The organism is Vreelandella olivaria, from assembly GCF_023507745.1.
In the GTDB taxonomy this organism is placed as follows: Bacteria; Pseudomonadota; Gammaproteobacteria; order Pseudomonadales; family Halomonadaceae; genus Vreelandella; species Vreelandella olivaria_A.
On the sequence record NZ_JALPZO010000164.1, the window covers coordinates 13,292 to 33,617 of the forward strand.

The window sequence follows — 20,326 nt, forward strand, 5'->3', positions numbered from 1 at the left end:
TGCAAAAAGCGCGCCAATTATGGGTAAACGTTTATATGCACGGCTTAGGAGCAAGATCACGGGGCATAACGAAACGTTTTAGCGCAGCTTGATCTTTTTTAATTGCCACGCACGCACCATTATAGTGCAAATCTAGTTTTCAGCGACGATGATACTCACTGGTTGAGTGCGGTGCTGCACCCGCCCGCTGCTATCCAATAGCTCGGCCTGAAGCTGGTGATACCCCTCAGACAAGCCCGTTAACCAGAACACATCGCTATGCAGTGCTGACTGGCTTACTTCACCATTTACCAAGAGTTGTACCTGATGATCTTCCCGCAAAGGGGGCGAGACATGCAGCTCAACAGCGGTCATGCCATCAGGAAGAGAGGTGCCTGCCTGAGGGGTACTAATCACAAATCGATCATAGGGCATAAAGGGTTGCCCTGGTCTGGCCTGAGGAGGCCACAGAGGCGCCTCCGTGCGTGGAGCCATACTCGGCAAAGGCGCCAATTGAACCGCCTCCCCTCCACGTTCAGGATTATCGGTGAATGTCACCTTTCCCTGGGCATCCACTACGCGATACACCGTTTGCGCCTGAGCAATATGCCACCACGCGCTTAATACCAACATACCGGCGACCCACCTGCTCATCCTGACGTACCAAAACGTTGGCCACGCGTTTTTCATACTCTATCAGCTCCAATAAAAAACCCCGCCGGAGCGGGGTTTTAGGCCAATTACACCGCAAAAGGTGATATTAGCAGCTGTAGTACATATCAAACTCAATCGGATGAGTCGTCATGCGGATACGCTCAACGTCTTCCATTTTGAGTTCGATGTAAGCATCAATCATTTCGTCAGTGAATACGCCACCCTCAGTGAGGAACGCACGATCAGCGTCGAGAGCTTCCAGCGCTTGATCCAGGCTGTGCGCCACGGTAGGTACTGCTTTGCCTTCTTCTGGTGGCAGGTCATACAGGTTTTTATCCATGGCATCGCCAGGATGAATCTTGTTCTTGATGCCGTCGATGCCAGCCATCAACATGGCAGAAAATGCCAGGTAGGGGTTAGCGGTCGGGTCAGGGAAGCGAGCTTCAATACGCTTACCTTTCGGGCTGGCCGTATACGGAATACGAATGGATGCAGAGCGGTTACGGGCACTGTAGGCCAGCATTACCGGTGCTTCAAAACCAGGTACCAGACGCTTGTAAGAGTTGGTAGACGCGTTGGTAAAGGCGTTCAGCGCACGGGCGTGCTTGATGATGCCACCAATGTAGTACAGTGCCATTTCAGACAGGCCAGCGTATTCGTCGCCGGCAAACTGGTTCTGACCATCTTTCCAGAATGACTGGTGTACGTGCATACCTGAACCGTTGTCGCCTACCAGCGGCTTCGGCATGAAAGTCGCCGTTTTGCCATAGGCGTGGGCCACGTTGTGGATCACATATTTCATTTCCTGGACTTCGTCAGCTTTCTTCACCAGCGTGTTGAACTTAACGCCGATTTCATTCTGACCTGCATTGGAAACCTCGTGGTGGTGCACCTCCACGGTCTGACCAATCGCTTCCAGAGTATTACACATAGCGCCACGCATATCGTGGAAGCTATCAACCGGGGGAACCGGGAAATAACCACCTTTCACACGAGGACGGTGGCCCAGGTTACCGCCTTCGACCTGACTGTCGGTTGCCCAGGCACCTTCATCAGACGTGATTTTGTACATGGACCCCTGGATGTCAGACTTCCAGTGCACTTCATCGAAGATAAAAAACTCAGGCTCAGGACCGAAGAATGCGGTGTCGCCCAGGCCAGTGGACTGCAGGTAAGCTTCTGCACGCTTGGCAATAGAGCGCGGATCGCGATCATAACCCTGCATAGTAGCAGGCTCGATGATGTCGCAACGCAGGATCAGAGTAGCATCTTCGGTGAAGGGGTCCAGGAAGCCAGAGCCGTCTTCCGGACGCAGAATCATGTCAGATTCGTTAATGCCCTTCCAGCCGTTGATGGAGGAACCATCAAACATTTGACCATTTTCAAAAAACTCTTCATTCACATCCCGTGCCGGTACGGTAACGTGCTGCTCTTTACCGCGCGTGTCTGTGAAACGCAGGTCTACCCACTTAACATCATGTTCTTCGATTAGCGCGAGTGTCTTGGCTGACATAGAGTCCTCCGGTATGAGCGTGGCTTAAAGCTTGAATCAGTAAGCTAACGATAAAAGTGTTATTCGACAAACCGTTACACACGCCAGAGGCATGTGGCACAGCTATCATTACTTATTCGCTTAACGTTTGTCTGAGTTAGTGGATAACAAACCGTCCAGCGATCATTCCAACCGGCTATTGTTGTAGCACGCCGAGAAGCATCTGCCTACGACCCGCTAGCCGCTGCCAAACATAAAGCACAGAACATGCCAACTTTGCACCAATATGGTATAGCAAAACAGCAACACATTGTTTTTAAAACACTAAAATTCTTACCCAATGCATCCTCATGTTGCATGGCCTCTCCCTCAAGTGATTCAAGCTAGCTCCAAGCCACTTCAATGCACTATAAAAGAACAAAAATAAATACATATGCACTTATTTAGTGCAAAAGACTGCTCAATGAGATCTGCGCATCCCAAAATTTTCTCTTGCTACTAAAAGAAACCGACATCTACAATAAATTACAATCAGGCATATTTCATAACAAAAGAAGCCGATTCATGGGTATGGCCTGTTTTATAGTCGATGCGCTACTAACAGGAGCCCAGCTACCACGCCATCTGCGCTCTATTCGCCAGTCAGGTCTTCCCGACCACCTAGTGCCCATTATTGTTACCAATACTTGCACCGATGCACGCTTGGCACTGCTTGAACAGCGATACCATGTTCATGGCCTGATCACCCCACCCCTCACCCTTGGCGCCCGGCTTAATCAGGCTGCTTATATCAGCCAGTCAGAGTGGCTGCTGATCGCACTACACAAAACACCCATGGCAGCACCGCTATGGATTGAGCTTTATCCACAGCTGGATACTTATGCATTGGATGCATTGATGATTGGTAGCGACCCACGACGCTTCTCTGAACGTCTGCTACAGCATTTTCTAGGTTCAACAGTGACAATACCGCCCTATATTGCAATTCGGTGGTCATGGCTGGAGCGTTTGGGTGGGTTCGACCCTGAGTTGGATGAATCGGCATTAGTGGATTTTTTACAGCGAATTTACGCGTGCCCAACACGCATTAGAACCATTAGCAGCGCTTACAGTGCGCATAACCCGGGGCTCACCATCTGATTAAGCTTATTCCTACTCGGCTCATCACTCCCCACAGCCGAGTCCTTAACCCACTTGCGCACCAATATTCAGCCTGGCTACATCCTCAACCGCTTACCAAATAACATGGCACCTATATTCGTAGTATTTACTAATTTATTCAATAAAATAGACCCCACACTTCCTATAACAATCAGCAACGCTGCGTATACCAGAACAGGAAACGTCGAAGGCCCAATCATAAAATCCGTTATCGCAAAGAACATTGGGTGAGCCAAATAGATACCAAACGAGTAAGCATTGATATAACGCACCCAACCAGGCGCCTGGTGCCCTTTTAAATAGCGCATGGCCCACAGTGTAAACAGTACAAAGAAAGGAATGACCCATACTTCTTTGGAAGAGAAGGCCAGCCATCCGGCAAAGGTTGCCATCACAATAAGGGCAGTAAATCCAGCCAGCCAGACTGGCCGTGATAGCGTTTTCATCCAAACGGGTCGTTCCGCTAAATTTGCCTGGGGCGACAAAGGATAGTAACGCACCAGAACCAGCGCCAGGAAAAACAGATAGATCCACCCCAACGGCGCAATCCACAGTAAATAGCCAGGAGGCTCCACCTCTAGCCAATACGCCAGACCCCAATAAGCCATGCTCACCACACAACTTCCCCATAGCCAGGGCACAGGGTTAAAGCGCCATAGTTGCCAGCGGGTAAACAGCCAGTACGCCGCATAAAACTGCATGGCAATGATTAAAAAGTAACCATGCCAGCCCGCAAAGATAAAATACTCCGCCGCATTGCGGACAAACCCCATCGGTTCATCGCTCATCGCCAGACGGATCCACTCAGCCGTTGAGTAGATAAAGCCATAAACCAGATAAGGCAACATCACATACTTAATACGCTGCAAAAGAAAGCCAGGTGGTACCTGCTTATCGTAGCGAACGGCAAATACAAAGACGGAAATAAACAGGAAGATAGGCGTGCCCAATACCAGCGGGATTCGCATTAAATCGGTAACCAGATTATCAACGCGCTGATTCAGGTGATCGAGCCAATGGAATAAAAATACGGCTATACAGCCGTATGCCCGCAACCAGTATATTTCCTCAACCTTCTGCATCAGGTCTCCCGCCGTGATGTCACGCTACCCTAAGAACATGCTGAACAACTGCGCCTGTTGCGTTGTCCGACCCATGTAAAGCAATTAAATTCCCGGAGGTAATGTGCTCTCCACGCTGTTATCGCTACGTTTCAAGTCCTTTGCTGGACGTTTGCTTGCCTTGATAGGCTGGTTTGCGCTGAGTAGCCATACCTTAGCTGGCGAGATTTCCCGGGAGCAGTTTTTCTCACCCATACTGGGTTACGACTACCCCTATACAATCTATTTACCGGAGGGATATGACGACAATGCGTCTACCCCCTACCCGGTTATTTACTTATTGCACGGCTCTTTTGGCAATGAGCGGGACTGGGCCACGCGGGGCAACCTCCCCCAGGTTGCTGATCGCCTGATAAGTGCTGGGCATATTCCCCCAGCGGTATTTGTCATGCCCGGAAGCCGCAGTTGGTGGGTAGATGGGTATAACGAGCCAGCTCGCAGCGCCTTTTTCAATAACCTGCTTCCTCATATAGAAAGCACTTACAATGTAGGCACAACACGCCAGTTAAGGGGCGTTGCCGGGCTATCTGCGGGAGGGTTTGGGGCACTTAACTTTGCTCTGGAGCGCCCAGATATGTTTGCCGCCGTCGCCGCACTCAGCCCCGCCAGTTATATACCATTGCCTCCTACCAACTCCTCTGCCACCCGCCACCCCGCCTTTTTAAACGAACAGGGTCAGTTTGATCGAGATGTATGGGGACGACTCAACTACACCGCCCACCTGGAAGAGTACCGTATCAATGTAACGCCCCGCCCCAATGCCGAAACAAGTGATATACCACCCGTGCCGCTATACATCAGTGCAGGACGCAGCGATGTCTATGATGCCGAGTTTCACGCCCGCCTGTTGCGCCAGGCGATGGAGCGTATTCAACCAGGCGAGGTGCGGTTAGACCTCTACCCAGGCGGCCACACATGGCGTGTATGGCGGGCAAGCCTGCCAGCAGCACTTAACTTTATGTTTCAGTACGTGGGCAACCCCAATGCCACAGCAACAGAATAAGGCATGGCTGGATTAGGCAAACTACACTGAAGGCATCAAACCAATTCATACCAACGACCGTAAGGACACTGACGATGCACCAGCATATCGAATGGGATGAGCCCGGCAGCGCCAGCGTAGCAGCGTATTTTAAAGATGATCCCGACCACACCGCTCCCTACCCAGGCGCCATCCTCTCGGCCCGCTATCAAGGCAGAATTGTGCGCGTCAAGGTGGAAGCCTATCGAGAGGAAGATGCCGTCAGCATCGGCAGTGTGGCGGCCATCCTCGACCAACACGGCCATCGTTATAAATCGCATCAGAAAATCAACATAGGCGATATTGTGCGGCTGCCCGATGACAAGCGCGCCCTGGAGCACTGGGAAGAGGAGGAAGAAGATGAGAAAGAGTAGCTACGTCAATAATTACCGCAAAAAAGAGCCAAGGTTCAGTGATGGGGTTGGTCTTAGTAGCTACCTGGAAAGCTATCGCAAAGAGTATTTCTGAGCTGCCTGGGCGGCAGCTAACTCCGCGATACGATCGAGCAGCTCCAGCGTGTTTTTCTGAGCTGCCTGGGCGGCAGCGCACGTGGGTGTTGCTGAGGATCTCGGCTTCTAGCTTTTCTGAGCTGCCTGGGCGGCAGCGCATCCGCCAGGCGCCGGCCGAGGACGATTTTCTGAGCTGCCTGGGCGGCAGCGCACTGGCCGCAGTCGCTGACGGATATGCTCGGGGTTTTCTGAGCTGCCTGGGCGGCAGCTAACAATTTCCGCAGCTTGCGGGTTTTCATTGTAAATTTCTGAGCTGCCTGGGCGGCAGCTAACGACGCGATCCACGGCGTTTAACATTACCTGAATTTCTGAGCTGCCTGGGCGGCAGCTAACGTCTCCCTGGTCGACATCATGAACCTGGACGTTTTCTGAGCTGCCTGGGCGGCAGCTAACATCCTGCATGACTTGCCATGCGGGATCGATCATTTCTGAGCTGCCTGGGCGGCAGCTAACTTTAGCAAAGGCTTTATACCGGTTGCCAAATATTTCTGAGCTGCCTGGGCGGCAGCTAACGCTATCAAAGTGGCTACTGCTGCCTTTCGTGTTTTCTGAGCTGCCTGGGCGGCAGCTAACGTTGAATACGGCACGGAGGTGCGCCTGGTCATTTTCTGAGCTGCCTGGGCGGCAGCTAACGAAGAGGAAATGAGCGAAGAGGAAATGAGCGATTTCTGAGCTGCCTGGGCGGCAGCTAACACGCCCAAGGCATCCCCTGCAACGTCGACACCTTTCTGAGCTGCCTGGGCGGCAGCTAACGACCTCGCAGAGTATTACCGACGACGAGGGGTTTTCTGAGCTGCCTGGGCGGCAGCTAACCAGTAGAGGCGACGGCAAAGGGAGTTCCCGTATTTCTGAGCTGCCTGGGCGGCAGCTAACATAACCGCGAAGCTGAACAGCTTGTTATTCTTTTTCTGAGCTGCCTGGGCGGCAGCTAACACTCAGCGCACCAACCTACACGTACTGCTCCATTTCTGAGCTGCCTGGGCGGCAGCTAACGGCCCTGACTACCGGAGAGCGTCAGAATATTAGTTTCTGAGCTGCCTGGGCGGCAGCTAACGTTGGCCAGCATGTTCACGTTCGGCGTGCTTCTTTTCTGAGCTGCCTGGGCGGCAGCTAACGGCCGCTGAACATCGAAATCAGAGACAACCGATTTCTGAGCTGCCTGGGCGGCAGCTAACGTGAACCAACGCGGGGCGCGATCGACAGAGAATTTCTGAGCTGCCTGGGCGGCAGCTAACGCCAATATTGTGTCGCTTTTTACGCTGTCTGATTTCTGAGCTGCCTGGGCGGCAGCTAACACATTAGAGCGCTAGAGGTTCATCGCCATACTTTTCTGAGCTGCCTGGGCGGCAGCTAACTTTTTCAGTCCGCCGTTCATATGTCCGGTGTATTTCTGAGCTGCCTGGGCGGCAGCTAACACGAGCCTTGGAAAATTGGTAAGTGGCTACGCTTTCTGAGCTGCCTGGGCGGCAGCTAACGCCTTGGATGGACAGCACCCGCCGGTCGATTATTTCTGAGCTGCCTGGGCGGCAGCTAACGGGAAAATGCATTGTGGCTACGGCGCTATGAATTTCTGAGCTGCCTGGGCGGCAGCTAACCGGTGGGTGCGCGGGCGATTAGTTGGCTCACATTTCTGAGCTGCCTGGGCGGCAGCTAACAAGTAGTAATGCTTCCAAAAAGTCTAGCTTCTTTTCTGAGCTGCCTGGGCGGCAGCTAACCTAAGTCTTGCGCTATTCGCCTTGGCCGAAAATTTCTGAGCTGCCTGGGCGGCAGCTAACCAGCCGTCAATCAGTGTCGCGCCACGCTGGCGTTTCTGAGCTGCCTGGGCGGCAGCTAACCCGTTGGCCGTGGGCGAGTTAACCGGCGTACTTTTCTGAGCTGCCTGGGCGGCAGCTAACCTCTACTTTTTCCATGTAGCGGAACTGAGTCATTTCTGAGCTGCCTGGGCGGCAGCTAACGCTTAAACTGTTAAGGGCGCCCGCTGATTCTTTTTCTGAGCTGCCTGGGCGGCAGCTAACGAAGGCTTGGCACCGGTCACTGATTTGAGTCTTTTCTGAGCTGCCTGGGCGGCAGCTAACTCCGCCGTCATACCGCGCGTGTTCCGCTCAACTTTCTGAGCTGCCTGGGCGGCAGCTAACTTCAGATACGTTCCGGCCAAACACTGCTACTATTTCTGAGCTGCCTGGGCGGCAGCTAACACTGGGCCGTGCCACGGGCTCACGCATCGCCGTTTCTGAGCTGCCTGGGCGGCAGCTAACCCTGCGCACTAGTGTTGAGCGCATCATTGAATTTTCTGAGCTGCCTGGGCGGCAGCTAACTCCCCATTACCCGAGCGTACCACTTGCGGTAATTTCTGAGCTGCCTGGGCGGCAGCTAACGCCTTACCCTCCTTGTAGCGGCGGTCAGGAAATTTCTGAGCTGCCTGGGCGGCAGCTAACCCAAGGCCGATGTGGTGCGCCGCGCCATTCTTTTTCTGAGCTGCCTGGGCGGCAGCTAACCGCTTTAGCGCTTCGTCGCGCGCCTCTTTCAGTTTCTGAGCTGCCTGGGCGGCAGCTAACGAAATCCGGGTTCGCGTCCCTCGTTTGGAACATTTCTGAGCTGCCTGGGCGGCAGCTAACCATACGTGAGGCTCTGCTATCGTTGACCAGTTTTTCTGAGCTGCCTGGGCGGCAGCTAACGCACATCGTCCGCCGCCTCGTCTTCTCTTGTCTTTCTGAGCTGCCTGGGCGGCAGCTAACAAAGCGGTGAGGGCGGCTGAGACGGATGAGGTTTTCTGAGCTGCCTGGGCGGCAGCTAACTAGATACGTGCGCAGGTGGCTCTCCTTGATCCTTTCTGAGCTGCCTGGGCGGCAGCTAACAACGGCTAGCGACCTCAACGCCTTCTTGGGTATTTCTGAGCTGCCTGGGCGGCAGCTAACATTGCGGTTCAAAAGTAATAGGTGCGTCAAAATTTCTGAGCTGCCTGGGCGGCAGCTAACTGGGACTTACTGTACGGCCTGTGGTGCTCTCTTTTCTGAGCTGCCTGGGCGGCAGCTAACAGTGTTTGTTAGTCTCTCGTGAGTTTCCTAAATTTCTGAGCTGCCTGGGCGGCAGCTAACAAGATGAATAAACCCTAACAAACTCACGAATATTTCTGAGCTGCCTGGGCGGCAGCTAACCGATAACTGCAGTCGTACAGATGAAACGTTCATTTCTGAGCTGCCTGGGCGGCAGCTAACGTGCCTGATCACCAGCTAGACGAGTTCTTCCATTTCTGAGCTGCCTGGGCGGCAGCTAACTCCATATTAAAGATCGCCTACTCGCTCTGGGATTTCTGAGCTGCCTGGGCGGCAGCTAACGCTGAGCCGGAGGCGACGAGAGACGCCAGCCTTTTCTGAGCTGCCTGGGCGGCAGCTAACGCGCCAAGCAGGCAGTAACGATGCTAGCTAAGTTTCTGAGCTGCCTGGGCGGCAGCTAACTCTTTATGCCAAAGTTTATCGGCAGGTTCTTCTTTCTGAGCTGCCTGGGCGGCAGCTAACGGTTTCTTCTGCACGCGCCAGCTTATCAGTCATTTCTGAGCTGCCTGGGCGGCAGCTAACCAAGCTAGAGAACCCTTGTGACGCCGCGCTATTTTCTGAGCTGCCTGGGCGGCAGCTAACATCCTGCATGACTTGCCATGCGGGATCGATCATTTCTGAGCTGCCTGGGCGGCAGCTAACGGCTGGATTGCAGGCAACCGCTCCGCACGCCTTTTCTGAGCTGCCTGGGCGGCAGCTAACTGTGATGAATGAGGAAAATAGCGCAGCTTTTTTTTCTGAGCTGCCTGGGCGGCAGCTAACGGTATGGCTCGTCTTCTGGTTCTGATGTTGTTTTTCTGAGCTGCCTGGGCGGCAGCTAACCTGAGATTAAGCCCTTAGGTGAATGGGTTGTATTTCTGAGCTGCCTGGGCGGCAGCTAACAACGCAGCTCGATACGCCACACGGTTTCCTCAGTTTCTGAGCTGCCTGGGCGGCAGCTAACTCTTTAATAAGTGCATGGCGAGATTTTGAAGCTTTCTGAGCTGCCTGGGCGGCAGCTAACATTCAGGTGATGACTCCGGTGGTGGTAGCTCTTTTCTGAGCTGCCTGGGCGGCAGCTAACTTACCGTTCTCTATCCCCCTTAATTCCCCGATTTTCTGAGCTGCCTGGGCGGCAGCTAACTAGCAGGCGGTGGTACTTTACGTACACACGGTTTTCTGAGCTGCCTGGGCGGCAGCTAACGTGGCGACTCAGGTGGTGGCGACTCAGGTGGTTTTCTGAGCTGCCTGGGCGGCAGCTAACTGGAATCGTTACTCTCTAGAATCGCTCCAGCGATTTCTGAGCTGCCTGGGCGGCAGCTAACCATCAGGAGCCGCCCCAGGCTTGCCCGTAGAATTTCTGAGCTGCCTGGGCGGCAGCTAACCTGGTGGTGGCGATACTGGTGGCGGCGATACTTTTCTGAGCTGCCTGGGCGGCAGCTAACGCAGAAATATAGCCAAATATTTCAACTTAGCAGTTTCTGAGCTGCCTGGGCGGCAGCTAACCTTCTCTATCTGCGGCCATATCGGCCCTTGGTTTTCTGAGCTGCCTGGGCGGCAGCTAACAAGAGCATATCAAAAATAATGTGCTGATTGTTAAAGAACTTTAGCCGAAAAAAGCGGTATCACCCTTTTATGTGCAATACCGCTAAGCGATTGATTATTGGTCGCCTATTTTCATGCTAGAAAAAAGGGTCAAAACCAAGGCACTGTGGCGTTAGGACTTAAGCCATAGTGATTAAACGGGCCCACTACCGGTTTTTCCTGGAGCTTGCCGTGTTCAATAAACAGGCTGAAACGCTGCTGGGTAGAGCGGCTATTAATCGTCACAAACGGTAATTCAATGCACTTGCCCGCCACTTTGGCGTAAATTTCCCTCGCTTCTTCTTCCGAAATGTTATGCCGTTTGGCGTAACGTTTTACACGGCTTGGGCTACCCGTATTGAACTGCTTACGCGCCACATTGATGTGCTGGGCATTATCAGGCACCGCAAGCAGCTCGTTGACTTGAGCGTGGTCACGCATACCGGTCAGCCACTCACCACTCATTAACTGCTGTAACTGAGCTTGTTCGCTATGCAGCCGTAGGTGGTTCCCCAATGTGCGTGCTCGTACTCCATGTTTATGGGCTGGGAAGCAGATGCCTACGTTGGTTGCTTGTAAATCAAACAACGCTCGGTGAAGCTTATTAACCAGCGCACCCATTAACATTTCAGGAGCAAAATAAGGATCGGGCCTTAGGCGAATATCAATATAGTGGTCCATGGCTTACCCCGCTTCGCCGAATACACCACCGCGAATCAATGTTGCCATAACAAAGTGTTGCTGCTCTGTTGGCGGCACTTGATCTTTAACCATCCAGTTATCTAGTAACGAGTAGAAATCAGCCTTCTGTTTGGGCTGGCGATAGGCTTTGCCTTGAGTCGTCACTGAGCCATAAGGCTCGACAGCAATAGGCCCCAGATCTTCATCGTTTTCATTGGGGTACCAAGTGTCAATGGTACGAATGGCGTTACCCAGCTTCTGCGAGTGAATACCGGCAATATCGCTGACGTGATAAAGCGTTTTGCTCTTATCGCCTCGACCCCGATCAAGTATCAGCTCTTGGGACGGGAACACCTCTTGGCCGCTACCCATACGCACATAGGCAACTACCTCAAGCAGTAAGTGCTGTTCACCCGCCAGCGCTGCCGCGATAACACTGGCAAGTTCTTTAAGATCAGCAGTGCCCTCAAAAGCCCGCAACGAGAGCGATAGGGCATCAAAGTTCCACTCTTTAGTGGCTTTGCCCTGTGCCAGTTGGCGAATACTTACCTCTACTTGCTCTGCCCCCATACGGTTGCGCCACAAAAAACGCCCATTAGCGAGGTTATTGGCGTACCGGTGGGCCAGCTCGCCGAAGCCTTGCGCTTGCTTATAATCGGCGACGGCTTGTTCCAGCTTGGCTTGGTATTCGGCGTTATTGCAGGCGGAGGGCGTTCCGGCACCTGCCAGGACGCGCAGGCTAAAGCGCACTACCAGGGTGTCCGAATCGTGGGGCAGCGTGGCGACATCCACCGTTTGAAGGTTAGGATTTTCAATCGCGGCATCTAACTTAGCAGGGTCTTGGTCTTTGGCTTTCAGGCGGTTGGAAATAGTGCCGCGTACCGATTTTTCACGCACCTCAACCGGTTTCCACTGCTGTTCATCTTGCCGCTTATCCCAACTGCTGGCGTACAGCAGCGCATCGGAAGGGTCGAGCTTGCGCTCAAAAGCGAGGACAGAAGCGGTTTTAAGGGTATCGTTTTTAGCCATGATAAAGCTCCTTATTTACTGTACTGAGGCGCGAAGGTGATAGTCGTTATTAAGTCGGTAGAGGCCCGCTTCTTCGTCGTTATCAACGTACCAAAGCAGGTCTTCAGGTTGCTTCATGCGGTGCGGGCTAACCCATTCGCCAATGGAGTAGAGGCTTTCGACAAAGCGGAAATGGGTCTTGGTATCGCGGGCATTCGCCACTTCTCCAGGCTGGAAAAGATCGGAAATAGCGCCATAACCCACCGGAATTGGCACCAGCCAGCCGCGATAGGGTCGCTGCGCCTGCCAAACGGGCTTCTCGTTGGGTTCGCCTTCATTTTCTAACGTGCAGTAATGGTTAAGACGGGAAAGGTCTAACCACGCATCCAGCAAGCTGGCTTCGGGGTTGTGCTGTTGCAGCGTTTTGAGGTGTTCGGTTAGATAATCATCACGCAGTGTGAGCGCAAAGCCCGGCAGCCAGCGGCGCTTCAGGCGTGCGAATTGCTTGTAGCGTTCATCTTCTTTGTCATCCAGCGCCACCCATTGCGGACGCTGCTTGTGGCTTGGTACGTTGCGGTTAGGCACTACGCTACCACCGGCAATTCGCATGCCCGATACAATCTCTCCGATTTGTTTAGCGATATTCTCATGCTCGCTTTCTACAGCGCCGGTATCAATTGTAAAGATCAGCGTGATATCCAGATGGGCGCGCCCTTCTTCTACAATCGCTGCCGTGCCGCCAGTTTTATCCACCGGATTACGGGTCAGGTGAAAGCCTCGAATGTAGCCGCCTTCAGTGGCCTGAGCTTCAAAGTCGTGGCAAATAACCCCCACGTGGCCCAGTGCAACAGGAAGCCCCACATCTGCTAACTTACGCTCCAGGGCGTGCATCAAGCCCACAAAAGCACTCATAGAGGGAAAGCCCCAGGTCATTGGGCTCGAAATCGCGTTGGCGTTTTGTACCCGCAAGCGCGGTAGAACCAGGAGGTTTTTCACTTTACTCATCATCATCACCTCCTCCTGGCAGGTTGGTTAAGTCTTCCATTAGGTTTTCCATCCAGCGGCGATCACGATCCAATAAGCGTTGATGGGTCGCATCTTTCGCTAATTCGCTTTTCCAGTGGCGATATTCCACATCGCCAAAGGGCAGCTTTCCGCCTAGGGCGTCATTGAGCCATTTAGCAAAGCTGTGGCGGACGCCATCTGCCCAATCAGTGCTGTTTCTGGCGTCACAAAAAATAACATCCTCCTCGGCGCGTCCAGGGTCTAGCCAAAAGATCTCATTCTGCACTAAACGGCAATTTTCATCCGCGCTCCATCCAGCTGGTAAGCTATGCATTTGCATGGCAAAAAGCATCAGCTCATCCATCAGCATTGCAGTGAAGTCATCGCGCAGGTCACGAGAGTGCATAGTGGTAGAAGGGTTAGTTTCTAGGAACTGCTTTAGGTCATAGACCAGCGTCCACACTTCTCTACGGCGACCAAACACCCCAGGATGCGAAAATACTGAATCCACTTTCAGAGGCGGGCGAATATCACGCACATTCCAACTCGGTGGCATTGAGGCCAACAAATAGTTACTACCGCCCCGCTCGCTATTCAGTTGTGAGATATTTTGCGGCTTAGTGCCGCCCATTTTCTGTACGGCTAGGTTGGGATAGCTATGTACTGTCTGTTCCGCGTATTTACCTTCCCGCTTGGCTTTACGTGCTTCTTTGGCCTCTTCGCTAAAGCGGTCATGGTTAATAGTTTGAAAAACACGGTGCGCCAACGAGGTAGCATAGAGCGGTGCTAGCAGATGAAAGTTCTCAGCGTCATTTTCTACGTCTGCGGCATCATCCCCCACCAGCCAGTAGAGCTGTTTGCCTCGGGTATGTGAGGCGTGCTCACCACGTGGTTCGGTAATCGAAGCAAAGGCACCAATCCACGCCTGAGCTTGTTCAGGATTATCGTTTAACGCTTTTGCCAGGTCATCGTCATTCTCCAGTGCCCGCTCAAGTAGCGATTTACCTTCAAATTCTAGCTTTAAGAACTTATAAACATCCAAGGCGGCGGCGTTTCCCACGACATCGCCCGAAAAATCAACGGGTAGTGTATGGCTGCCAACAAGATGATGGTTGTTTAGTGATTCAGGTGGCGCGTAAAGGTTGGAGCCTTTAGCATCGGGGTGGATAGGCTTGAGGGAGTGGGTAACCACTTGCAGTTGACCAACGCGCCTTGCTGCATCGTTGATCCAAGTATCGAACTGGAACTGCTCAACCAGCGCTTGGTATTTTGGATCGTCGGGAGCTAGCTTTTCCGCCTTGGTATCGAAGCGCTCTTTTAGGAAGACTTCGATCAATGTTCGAAGTTGCTGACGGCTTCCGCTAGGAATGGTAGGCATTACACATCCTTTCAAACTCATATTTGGGGAACACGATAATTCGTGCCAATATATGCCCCGAGGCAAGATACCTCGGGACGTGTTGGAAAAACGCTAAACTCTTCTAACGGAGCAATAGCCAGCCACTCTCTCACCTCCTTTTCTGCTTTCCGCAGTTACCAGTCTGATTTTTGCCTCACCACTCGGCAGTGCCAGCTGCCGAGTGATTTCAAGCATAGACTTAGCTCACATGAAAATAAATCCCTATCAACATTCACTTTTTAATTCACACATTAACTAGCAGCACTATCCTTAAAAAATCTATAAAATACCTTTGTAAAATAATGATCTTGACTGCTGGAAAAGCAGCTCAGAAATATCACCATTCGCTTTATTCATTAATAATCATCTGCCGCACAGGCAGCGGGCCACTGTCTATCACCGGCCCTCATTTGCTCCGCCAAAACCCCAATACGGGGTGGTATCCCCACTGCGGGCTTCTAGCCGAAGCCGTCACCGTGCCAAAGGTACGGGCTGCGCGGTCAAGGGAGATATCCAGGTCTTCCGCTAAGTCAGCTAGTGCTGTTAAGTAGTCGCTTGCGCCCCAGGGTTGTATCCGCTCGCCCTGCTCTTTTGCTAGGTCTACCCGAACCAGCAGGCTCTCTTCCACTGGCACATAGAGCTTTTCACCACGCCTTGCGCCATCGTCTACACGGTGTAGCGTCCAGGTTTCACCGCCCTCATCGGGCAGCAGCGCTAGCGTTATTTCAGGTTCGAGCTGCTTACGAAACGGGTCACGTTGAATCAACACACCGGTTAAATGCAGCTGCGGCATCACATGCCAACTATAGGCGCCTAACGGCGGTGGCTTGGGTGTTTTCCCTATCCGTATCTCTTTTTTGGTTAACGGCTCGGCGGGCTGTTCGATCATCAGTTGGTGCAGCCGCTCGTGCTCCAGGTCTACCAGGCTATCTTTGGCGTGCAGCGTTTCCCGCGCCAGCACACGGGGGCGGGCATCAATCACCTTGTACTCATCTTCCGTTAACAGCTCACTAAGAGAGTGACTACTTAACCGCCATTGAAGATCTGTTTCAAAACCAGGTTTGTGAAAGGCAGGCTTTCCAGGCTGCTCCCAATGCTTGAGATTGGTATCGAGCAGCAAAATATTGGGAGATTCACAAACCTGCTCGCGGTGTCGGCATACGCGACCCGCTAGCTGGATAATTGAGCGCATAGACGATGGCTCTACAATGGCCCAATCATAGTCGTGGTCGCGGCCCACCTCCGTTACCGGCGAGCCAAGCACGATAAACAAGTGGTCGCTTTCTTCGCTGCTATCCAGCAGGCGGCGGATATCCGGCTGCTGGAAAACGCAATCTGGCTCAGCCCGTTGCAGAGTTCTGTCTAACCGGCGCTCAATTTCTGAGCGCATGACCAACGGATGTCGGGAATGGTAGACGCACAGGTGAATGCGCACATTTTCAGGGGCGCCCTGCTGAAATAGCGCCCTGGCCACATCCACCAATGGGTCAATATTGGCCATTCTAATCAAGCCGAAACTGACGCGGCTGCCTGAGTGTGGATCAACAGAGTGATGCTGTTGGTGGAGCACTAGTGCATGCTCACTCAGCAGGGTCGCAATGGCGGACCTTATCTCTTCAGGGCGTTTGCCCAGTAATGGCAACGCTAAAATATCCGCGCGGCGGCGTACCGGGCTTTTGGCGAGGCGCTCTAACCGACGCTTGGCAAAGGCGTGGTGGGCGGCCTTAAAGGTCTCGCTACTGGCGCAATCATGGTGCTGGCGGTCGTGCTCATCGAACCAAGCGCAGCAAATATCCGTTGCCAAACCCGGTTCGCCACGGTGGCGGTGGAAGGCTTCACGACCACTGCGATAGGCTTCATACAAACCCTCCACCAGCGCAGGCGGCAAGGTGGCCGATGAAAGCAGCACCCGTGAACCTAGCAGCCCAGCCCAATTGACGAGCCGGGTAAGCGCGGGCAAGTCGTTGATATCAAAATCGTCGATTTCATCAAGCACTAAATCACTGCTCATTAGGCGCAGCATGGGCACGACCTGCCGCCCGCCTCGCGTGCTCTCCGTGGCGGGCACAAGGTGATCAACGGTACATACCAAAATGGGGGCGGCGATAAGCGCGCGGGTGCCCGGCTCATCGCATAAACGGCGAAGCACTGGGTGACTATCAAAATTGCCGTCAAACACCACATGGGCATCTTCTTCAATCAGCGCCTGTTGCGACGCCGAGCCGCTGGCCTCGGCTTCTTGCTCGTAGTGCTCAAACAGGGCTTTATTAGCACTGCCACCTACCCGCACGGCGAGTTCGTCTTCACCTAGATGCAAACGGTCACGTAAAGCTTGGCCGGTTTGCAGGGTTAGCGTGCGCAGCCCTAGCGCAATGCTAAAGCGCGCGCCCTGCTGAGGGTCGGCCAGGGCGTACATAATGCGCCCATTGGCGAGGGTTTTACCGCAGCCGGTAGACGCCATGTTAATGCCAAAAAAGCCTTGGCGCTGGCTGCGCTCTCTAAGCGATTGCGCCAGGTCGAAAGCTTTATCCTGCCAGCGAAACCGTGGGTGGCTACTGCGCTTACGAAAGCCTTTATGGCGCGCTAAACGGGGTAAGTGGCTATCTACACTGGGTAGCGCACGGGCAACCGCCGCCGCGTGTTTCTCAACCCCTAAAATATGCTCGTCTAACGGCTGGTTGGGCTTGCCGGTTTTGCGCACAGTGTTGGCAATCAGTGGGTAGTTAGGCTCACCGCGCACGCGATGCTGGAGTTCTTCCAGGCTGGAGTAATGGTGGTCGGCCAGCATTAAGCTAAGCCGAGCCAAGTGCATGACGTAGCGGCTTTCCAGCCAGTGATAACCATTTTTCAGCCGTGCCTGTAACCGCGTGGCAAGCTTAGCGGCGCGCTCGCGCCAGCGTGGCGTGCTAACAGGCAATCCGCTCTTGAACTGCCAGTAGGGCGCGATGCGTTTAGGGTCTTGGGTCTCGGGAATCTCGTTCCACTCGGCATAAATAGAAGCAAACAATCCGCCCAGTTGTTCTGCCTGAAGTGGTGCATTTCCTCTGCCCCAGCGCCTTTCATTTTCGCCATCGTTTTCCGGCGGTTTTAAAGGTAGCCGGTGGTGGCTAAGCACTAGCCAACCCAGCGCGGCAGCCAACGGGGATAAACGGCTGAACACCGCTGAGGTGGGGGTATCTATCCCGTCGCGCTCTAATCCATCCAGCCAGTCCTGCGCTTGATAGTCGCCTTCGGCTAGGCGCGCCAACCAGGCAACGTCGCCGTCACTTCCTACAAACGCTTGGAACAGGCGTAGCGATATCCACTCATGGCGGTATAAGTTGCGCCCTTCCAATTTACCTTTTAGCCGCTGCTGAAAGGCATCGCAGGCTTTTCCCAGGTCGTGGAGTAACGCAGCCATCGCAGTAAGCAATAGAATATCTTCACCGTTGTGCCAGTCGTTTTCATCGCGACGGCGAAGGATATCTCTGGCGGTAGTATTGGTTGGCACGGCGCCATTGATATTAAACCGCGACACATCCCCCACCACCCACATTAGTTCGCTGTGGTCGTGGCCACGAATCCAGTGGCAGGCGACGGCGGTATTTTTGCGAGCTTTTTTACGCAGCAGTTTACGCAGTGTATCCAGTCCTGCCTGGGTAATCGGCGTTTGCCAGGTGCGGTCGCCACGGCGTTCGGCAAACTGGTCAAGTATGCGGCGTGTTTCCTTGAGGGCATTTTTATTGCACTGGGAAATCAGCAGCACGTTCATTACTCGCCACTCCCCAGTTCTTGGGCGACTTCCTTGAGCGTATCAATCATGAAATCGAGGGATTCAGTGCGGGTTAAGCGCTCAATACAGGCTTGGCGAAACTCCTGCTCTTCATCACCGCGCATGGCTGAAATAAATGCCTGGGGCAGAATCACCGCGTCTTTCACCAGATCTGCCACATCAAACACCAGCCCGCCACGGCGGGTTTTACCGTGGAGTACCGCAAGCCCATGGGGAATTCCCAACACCCAGGTTGCGGTTGCGGCTATGCCATAGGCTAGATAGTTACCGTGATCAAGAAAGCGGTTGGCGGGATCAGTGCCTGCGCCGCGTTTGGCGCGGGTGAATTCACCGTAATCAACAGCATTCACTGCCAGCTTAAACAATGTTTTGGTTAAACGCGCCTCTAGAGTGAGTAGATCAATAGTGCTGGGGGCTTTGGGAATCGCTTCACGATGGTAGGCAAGGGCACTACTCAGGTGATCGGTAGCAATACTGAAGCCGGAGTCCTTCATCACTCGGCTTGTCCACAGCGCCTCAATACGCGCTAGGCGTGCCTGCTGGAACGCACGGGCGGCGCCCAGGCGTTTTACATCATCGAACCAGAAGCGCACCCAGTATTGGAGATACTCCGTGGGCCGGTACTCACTTTGCGGGGTTAACCAGGCAACATCCACATCCACTTCATTCGCAGCAAACAGTGGGGTACCGCCACCTCCACAAAACCCTACTAACACCCCTGCCTTGGCAAGCTCGCGCATGGCCGCTTGGGTTATCGAGGTGCCAGTGCCCAACAGTATCGAGGTGGTGTTGGCTATAGGGATATTCCAGTAGCGGGATTTACTACCCTCATCGGTCACGTATTCAACCCTCCCACCATTTACCAATACGCGGCAGTGTTGAAGGTAATAAAGGTTTGCCCGCTTGGAATGCAGGATGGTTTTAAGGTCAGAGGGGGAAACATCATCCATAGTCACACTCCTTGGAGATATCCCCCATCTAACCATTCTTTACCCCATCAACACCACTGACCTTAGTCATACTTAGCCCACTCTGATTCCACGCTAACCTTGCTCCTACTCCGTGCTACGCTTAGCCAATTCCTGTCATCTTGAGGTGCTCTGCCATGCTGTTAATTCGTATGTCATGCCGTGTGCTGACCATCACTGCGGTGCTGCTTGCCCTTCCGGCACAGGCGCAAACCAATGCTGACTGGGCCGCTTATGATAATGTATTTGAAAATGGTGCCCGTCATGCAACATGGTGGGATACGGGCTGGACAGGCATCTATGCAGCCAGCTTGGCAGTGGATATTTACCAGTCGAGTGAGGCTAGCAGCCGTGACGACCGCTTTGATGCGCGGGTGGGTGCAGTGAAATCAGCCTTGGCTCTGGGGGGGATGTTGCTTGACCGTCAGCCTCATCATGCAGCATTGGTGGAGTATGAACGTTTGAAGGCACGCGGAGAGCTGAGCGGCGTACAAACCCTGGGGCTGGAATTGGCTCAAGCCGAACGTGAGCGTCGCGGATGGGAAGCTCGCGTCAGCTCATTGGTCGTCAATAGTGTCGCAGGGGCAGTCATTGCTGCCGATGGTCGCGAGCGGGATGGTGCGATTAACTTTGCTACCGGCATGCTGATCAATGAATTGCAAATCTGGACGCAACCCAACCAGGCATCACACGCTATTAATCGTTTCCAGCCTGCCAGCCTGTCGCTTGGGCCTATTACGGTGAATGGCGAGTATGCACTGTTGGTTTCTCCCCAGCAGATCGGCGCAACATGGCGCTATTAGCCCCCTTGCCCCTGCTACTGACGGTGCCTGCTCTGTCAGGCGAGTTTTACCAGCAGACTGACCGTTGTCAGCACGGTGGGAACGCGTAAAATACCCGGCACTTTTTTGCTTTACAAATTGTTATGTTATAACCTATT

13 protein-coding genes and 1 CRISPR repeat array are annotated in these 20,326 nt (G+C 53.5%); of the genes, 4 read left to right on the forward strand and 9 right to left on the reverse strand.

Annotated features, from left to right (window positions below; all coding sequences use genetic code 11):
- Positions 1-132: 132 nt before the first annotated feature.
- Together HP566_RS19175 and glnA are read right to left on the reverse strand one after the other, a co-directional pair.
- The gene (locus tag HP566_RS19175; RefSeq protein WP_249978917.1) at positions 133-633 is read right to left on the reverse strand and encodes a DUF4124 domain-containing protein; all 501 of its coding nucleotides are present in this window, start codon (positions 631-633) and stop codon (positions 133-135) included.
- Positions 634-739: 106 nt separating this feature from the next.
- The gene (gene glnA, locus HP566_RS19180) at positions 740-2,146 is read right to left on the reverse strand and encodes a glutamate--ammonia ligase (protein WP_249978918.1); all 1,407 of its coding nucleotides are present in this window, start codon (positions 2,144-2,146) and stop codon (positions 740-742) included.
- A 543-nt stretch (positions 2,147-2,689) separates the two neighbouring features.
- Here glnA and HP566_RS19185 point away from each other — a divergent pair.
- Complete coding sequence (locus HP566_RS19185; protein ID WP_249978919.1) at positions 2,690-3,265, forward strand: hypothetical protein; 576 nt, start codon at positions 2,690-2,692, stop codon at positions 3,263-3,265.
- Between the two features lie 77 nt (positions 3,266-3,342).
- Here HP566_RS19185 and HP566_RS19190 read toward each other — a convergent pair whose 3' ends face one another.
- Entirely contained in the window at positions 3,343-4,368 is a 1,026-nt protein-coding gene (locus HP566_RS19190) for an acyltransferase family protein (RefSeq protein WP_249978920.1), read from the reverse strand.
- A gap of 103 nt (positions 4,369-4,471) precedes the next feature.
- On the opposite strand from HP566_RS19190, the gene HP566_RS19195 reads away from it, so the two are divergent.
- Both HP566_RS19195 and HP566_RS19200 read left to right on the forward strand, forming a co-directional pair.
- Positions 4,472-5,410 (forward strand): alpha/beta hydrolase, encoded by a 939-nt coding sequence (locus HP566_RS19195; protein ID WP_249978921.1) that lies wholly within the window; start codon positions 4,472-4,474, stop codon positions 5,408-5,410.
- Between the two features lie 74 nt (positions 5,411-5,484).
- Positions 5,485-5,802 (forward strand): hypothetical protein, encoded by a 318-nt coding sequence (locus HP566_RS19200; RefSeq protein ID WP_249978922.1) that lies wholly within the window; start codon positions 5,485-5,487, stop codon positions 5,800-5,802.
- Between the two features lie 87 nt (positions 5,803-5,889).
- A CRISPR array of direct repeats spans positions 5,890-10,535; the repeat unit is 28 nt; unit sequence TTTCTGAGCTGCCTGGGCGGCAGCTAAC.
- A gap of 129 nt (positions 10,536-10,664) precedes the next feature.
- Here HP566_RS19200 and cas6f read toward each other — a convergent pair.
- The 6 genes from cas6f to cas1f all read right to left on the reverse strand — a co-directional run bounded on the left by cas6f (position 10,665) and on the right by cas1f (position 19,368).
- A complete protein-coding gene (gene cas6f, locus HP566_RS19205) occupies positions 10,665-11,234 on the reverse strand; it encodes a type I-F CRISPR-associated endoribonuclease Cas6/Csy4 (RefSeq protein ID WP_249978923.1) in 570 nt (189 codons plus the stop codon).
- 3 nt (positions 11,235-11,237) lie between these two features.
- Positions 11,238-12,263, reverse strand: coding sequence for a type I-F CRISPR-associated protein Csy3 (gene csy3 / locus HP566_RS19210; RefSeq protein ID WP_249978924.1), 1,026 nt, complete (start codon positions 12,261-12,263; stop codon positions 11,238-11,240).
- Between the two features lie 15 nt (positions 12,264-12,278).
- The gene (gene csy2, locus HP566_RS19215) at positions 12,279-13,253 is read right to left on the reverse strand and encodes a type I-F CRISPR-associated protein Csy2 (protein WP_249978925.1); all 975 of its coding nucleotides are present in this window, start codon (positions 13,251-13,253) and stop codon (positions 12,279-12,281) included.
- On the reverse strand, positions 13,240-14,625 hold the full coding sequence (gene csy1 / locus HP566_RS19220; RefSeq protein WP_249978926.1) for a type I-F CRISPR-associated protein Csy1: 1,386 nt from the start codon (positions 14,623-14,625) through the stop codon (positions 13,240-13,242). The genes csy2 and csy1 overlap by 14 nt, the downstream gene beginning before the upstream one ends.
- Positions 14,626-15,052: 427 nt before the next feature.
- On the reverse strand, positions 15,053-18,397 hold the full coding sequence (cas3f, locus tag HP566_RS19225) for a type I-F CRISPR-associated helicase Cas3f (RefSeq protein WP_249978927.1): 3,345 nt from the start codon (positions 18,395-18,397) through the stop codon (positions 15,053-15,055).
- Positions 18,397-19,368, reverse strand: a complete 972-nt coding sequence (gene cas1f / locus HP566_RS19230) for a type I-F CRISPR-associated endonuclease Cas1f (RefSeq protein ID WP_249978928.1) — start codon at positions 19,366-19,368, stop codon at positions 18,397-18,399. The genes cas3f and cas1f overlap by 1 nt, the downstream gene beginning before the upstream one ends.
- Positions 19,369-19,523: 155 nt before the next feature.
- Between cas1f and HP566_RS19235 the strand changes: the two genes are divergently transcribed.
- Positions 19,524-20,189, forward strand: coding sequence for a hypothetical protein (locus HP566_RS19235; protein ID WP_249978929.1), 666 nt, complete (start codon positions 19,524-19,526; stop codon positions 20,187-20,189).
- The last annotated feature ends 137 nt before the right edge of the window (positions 20,190-20,326 follow it).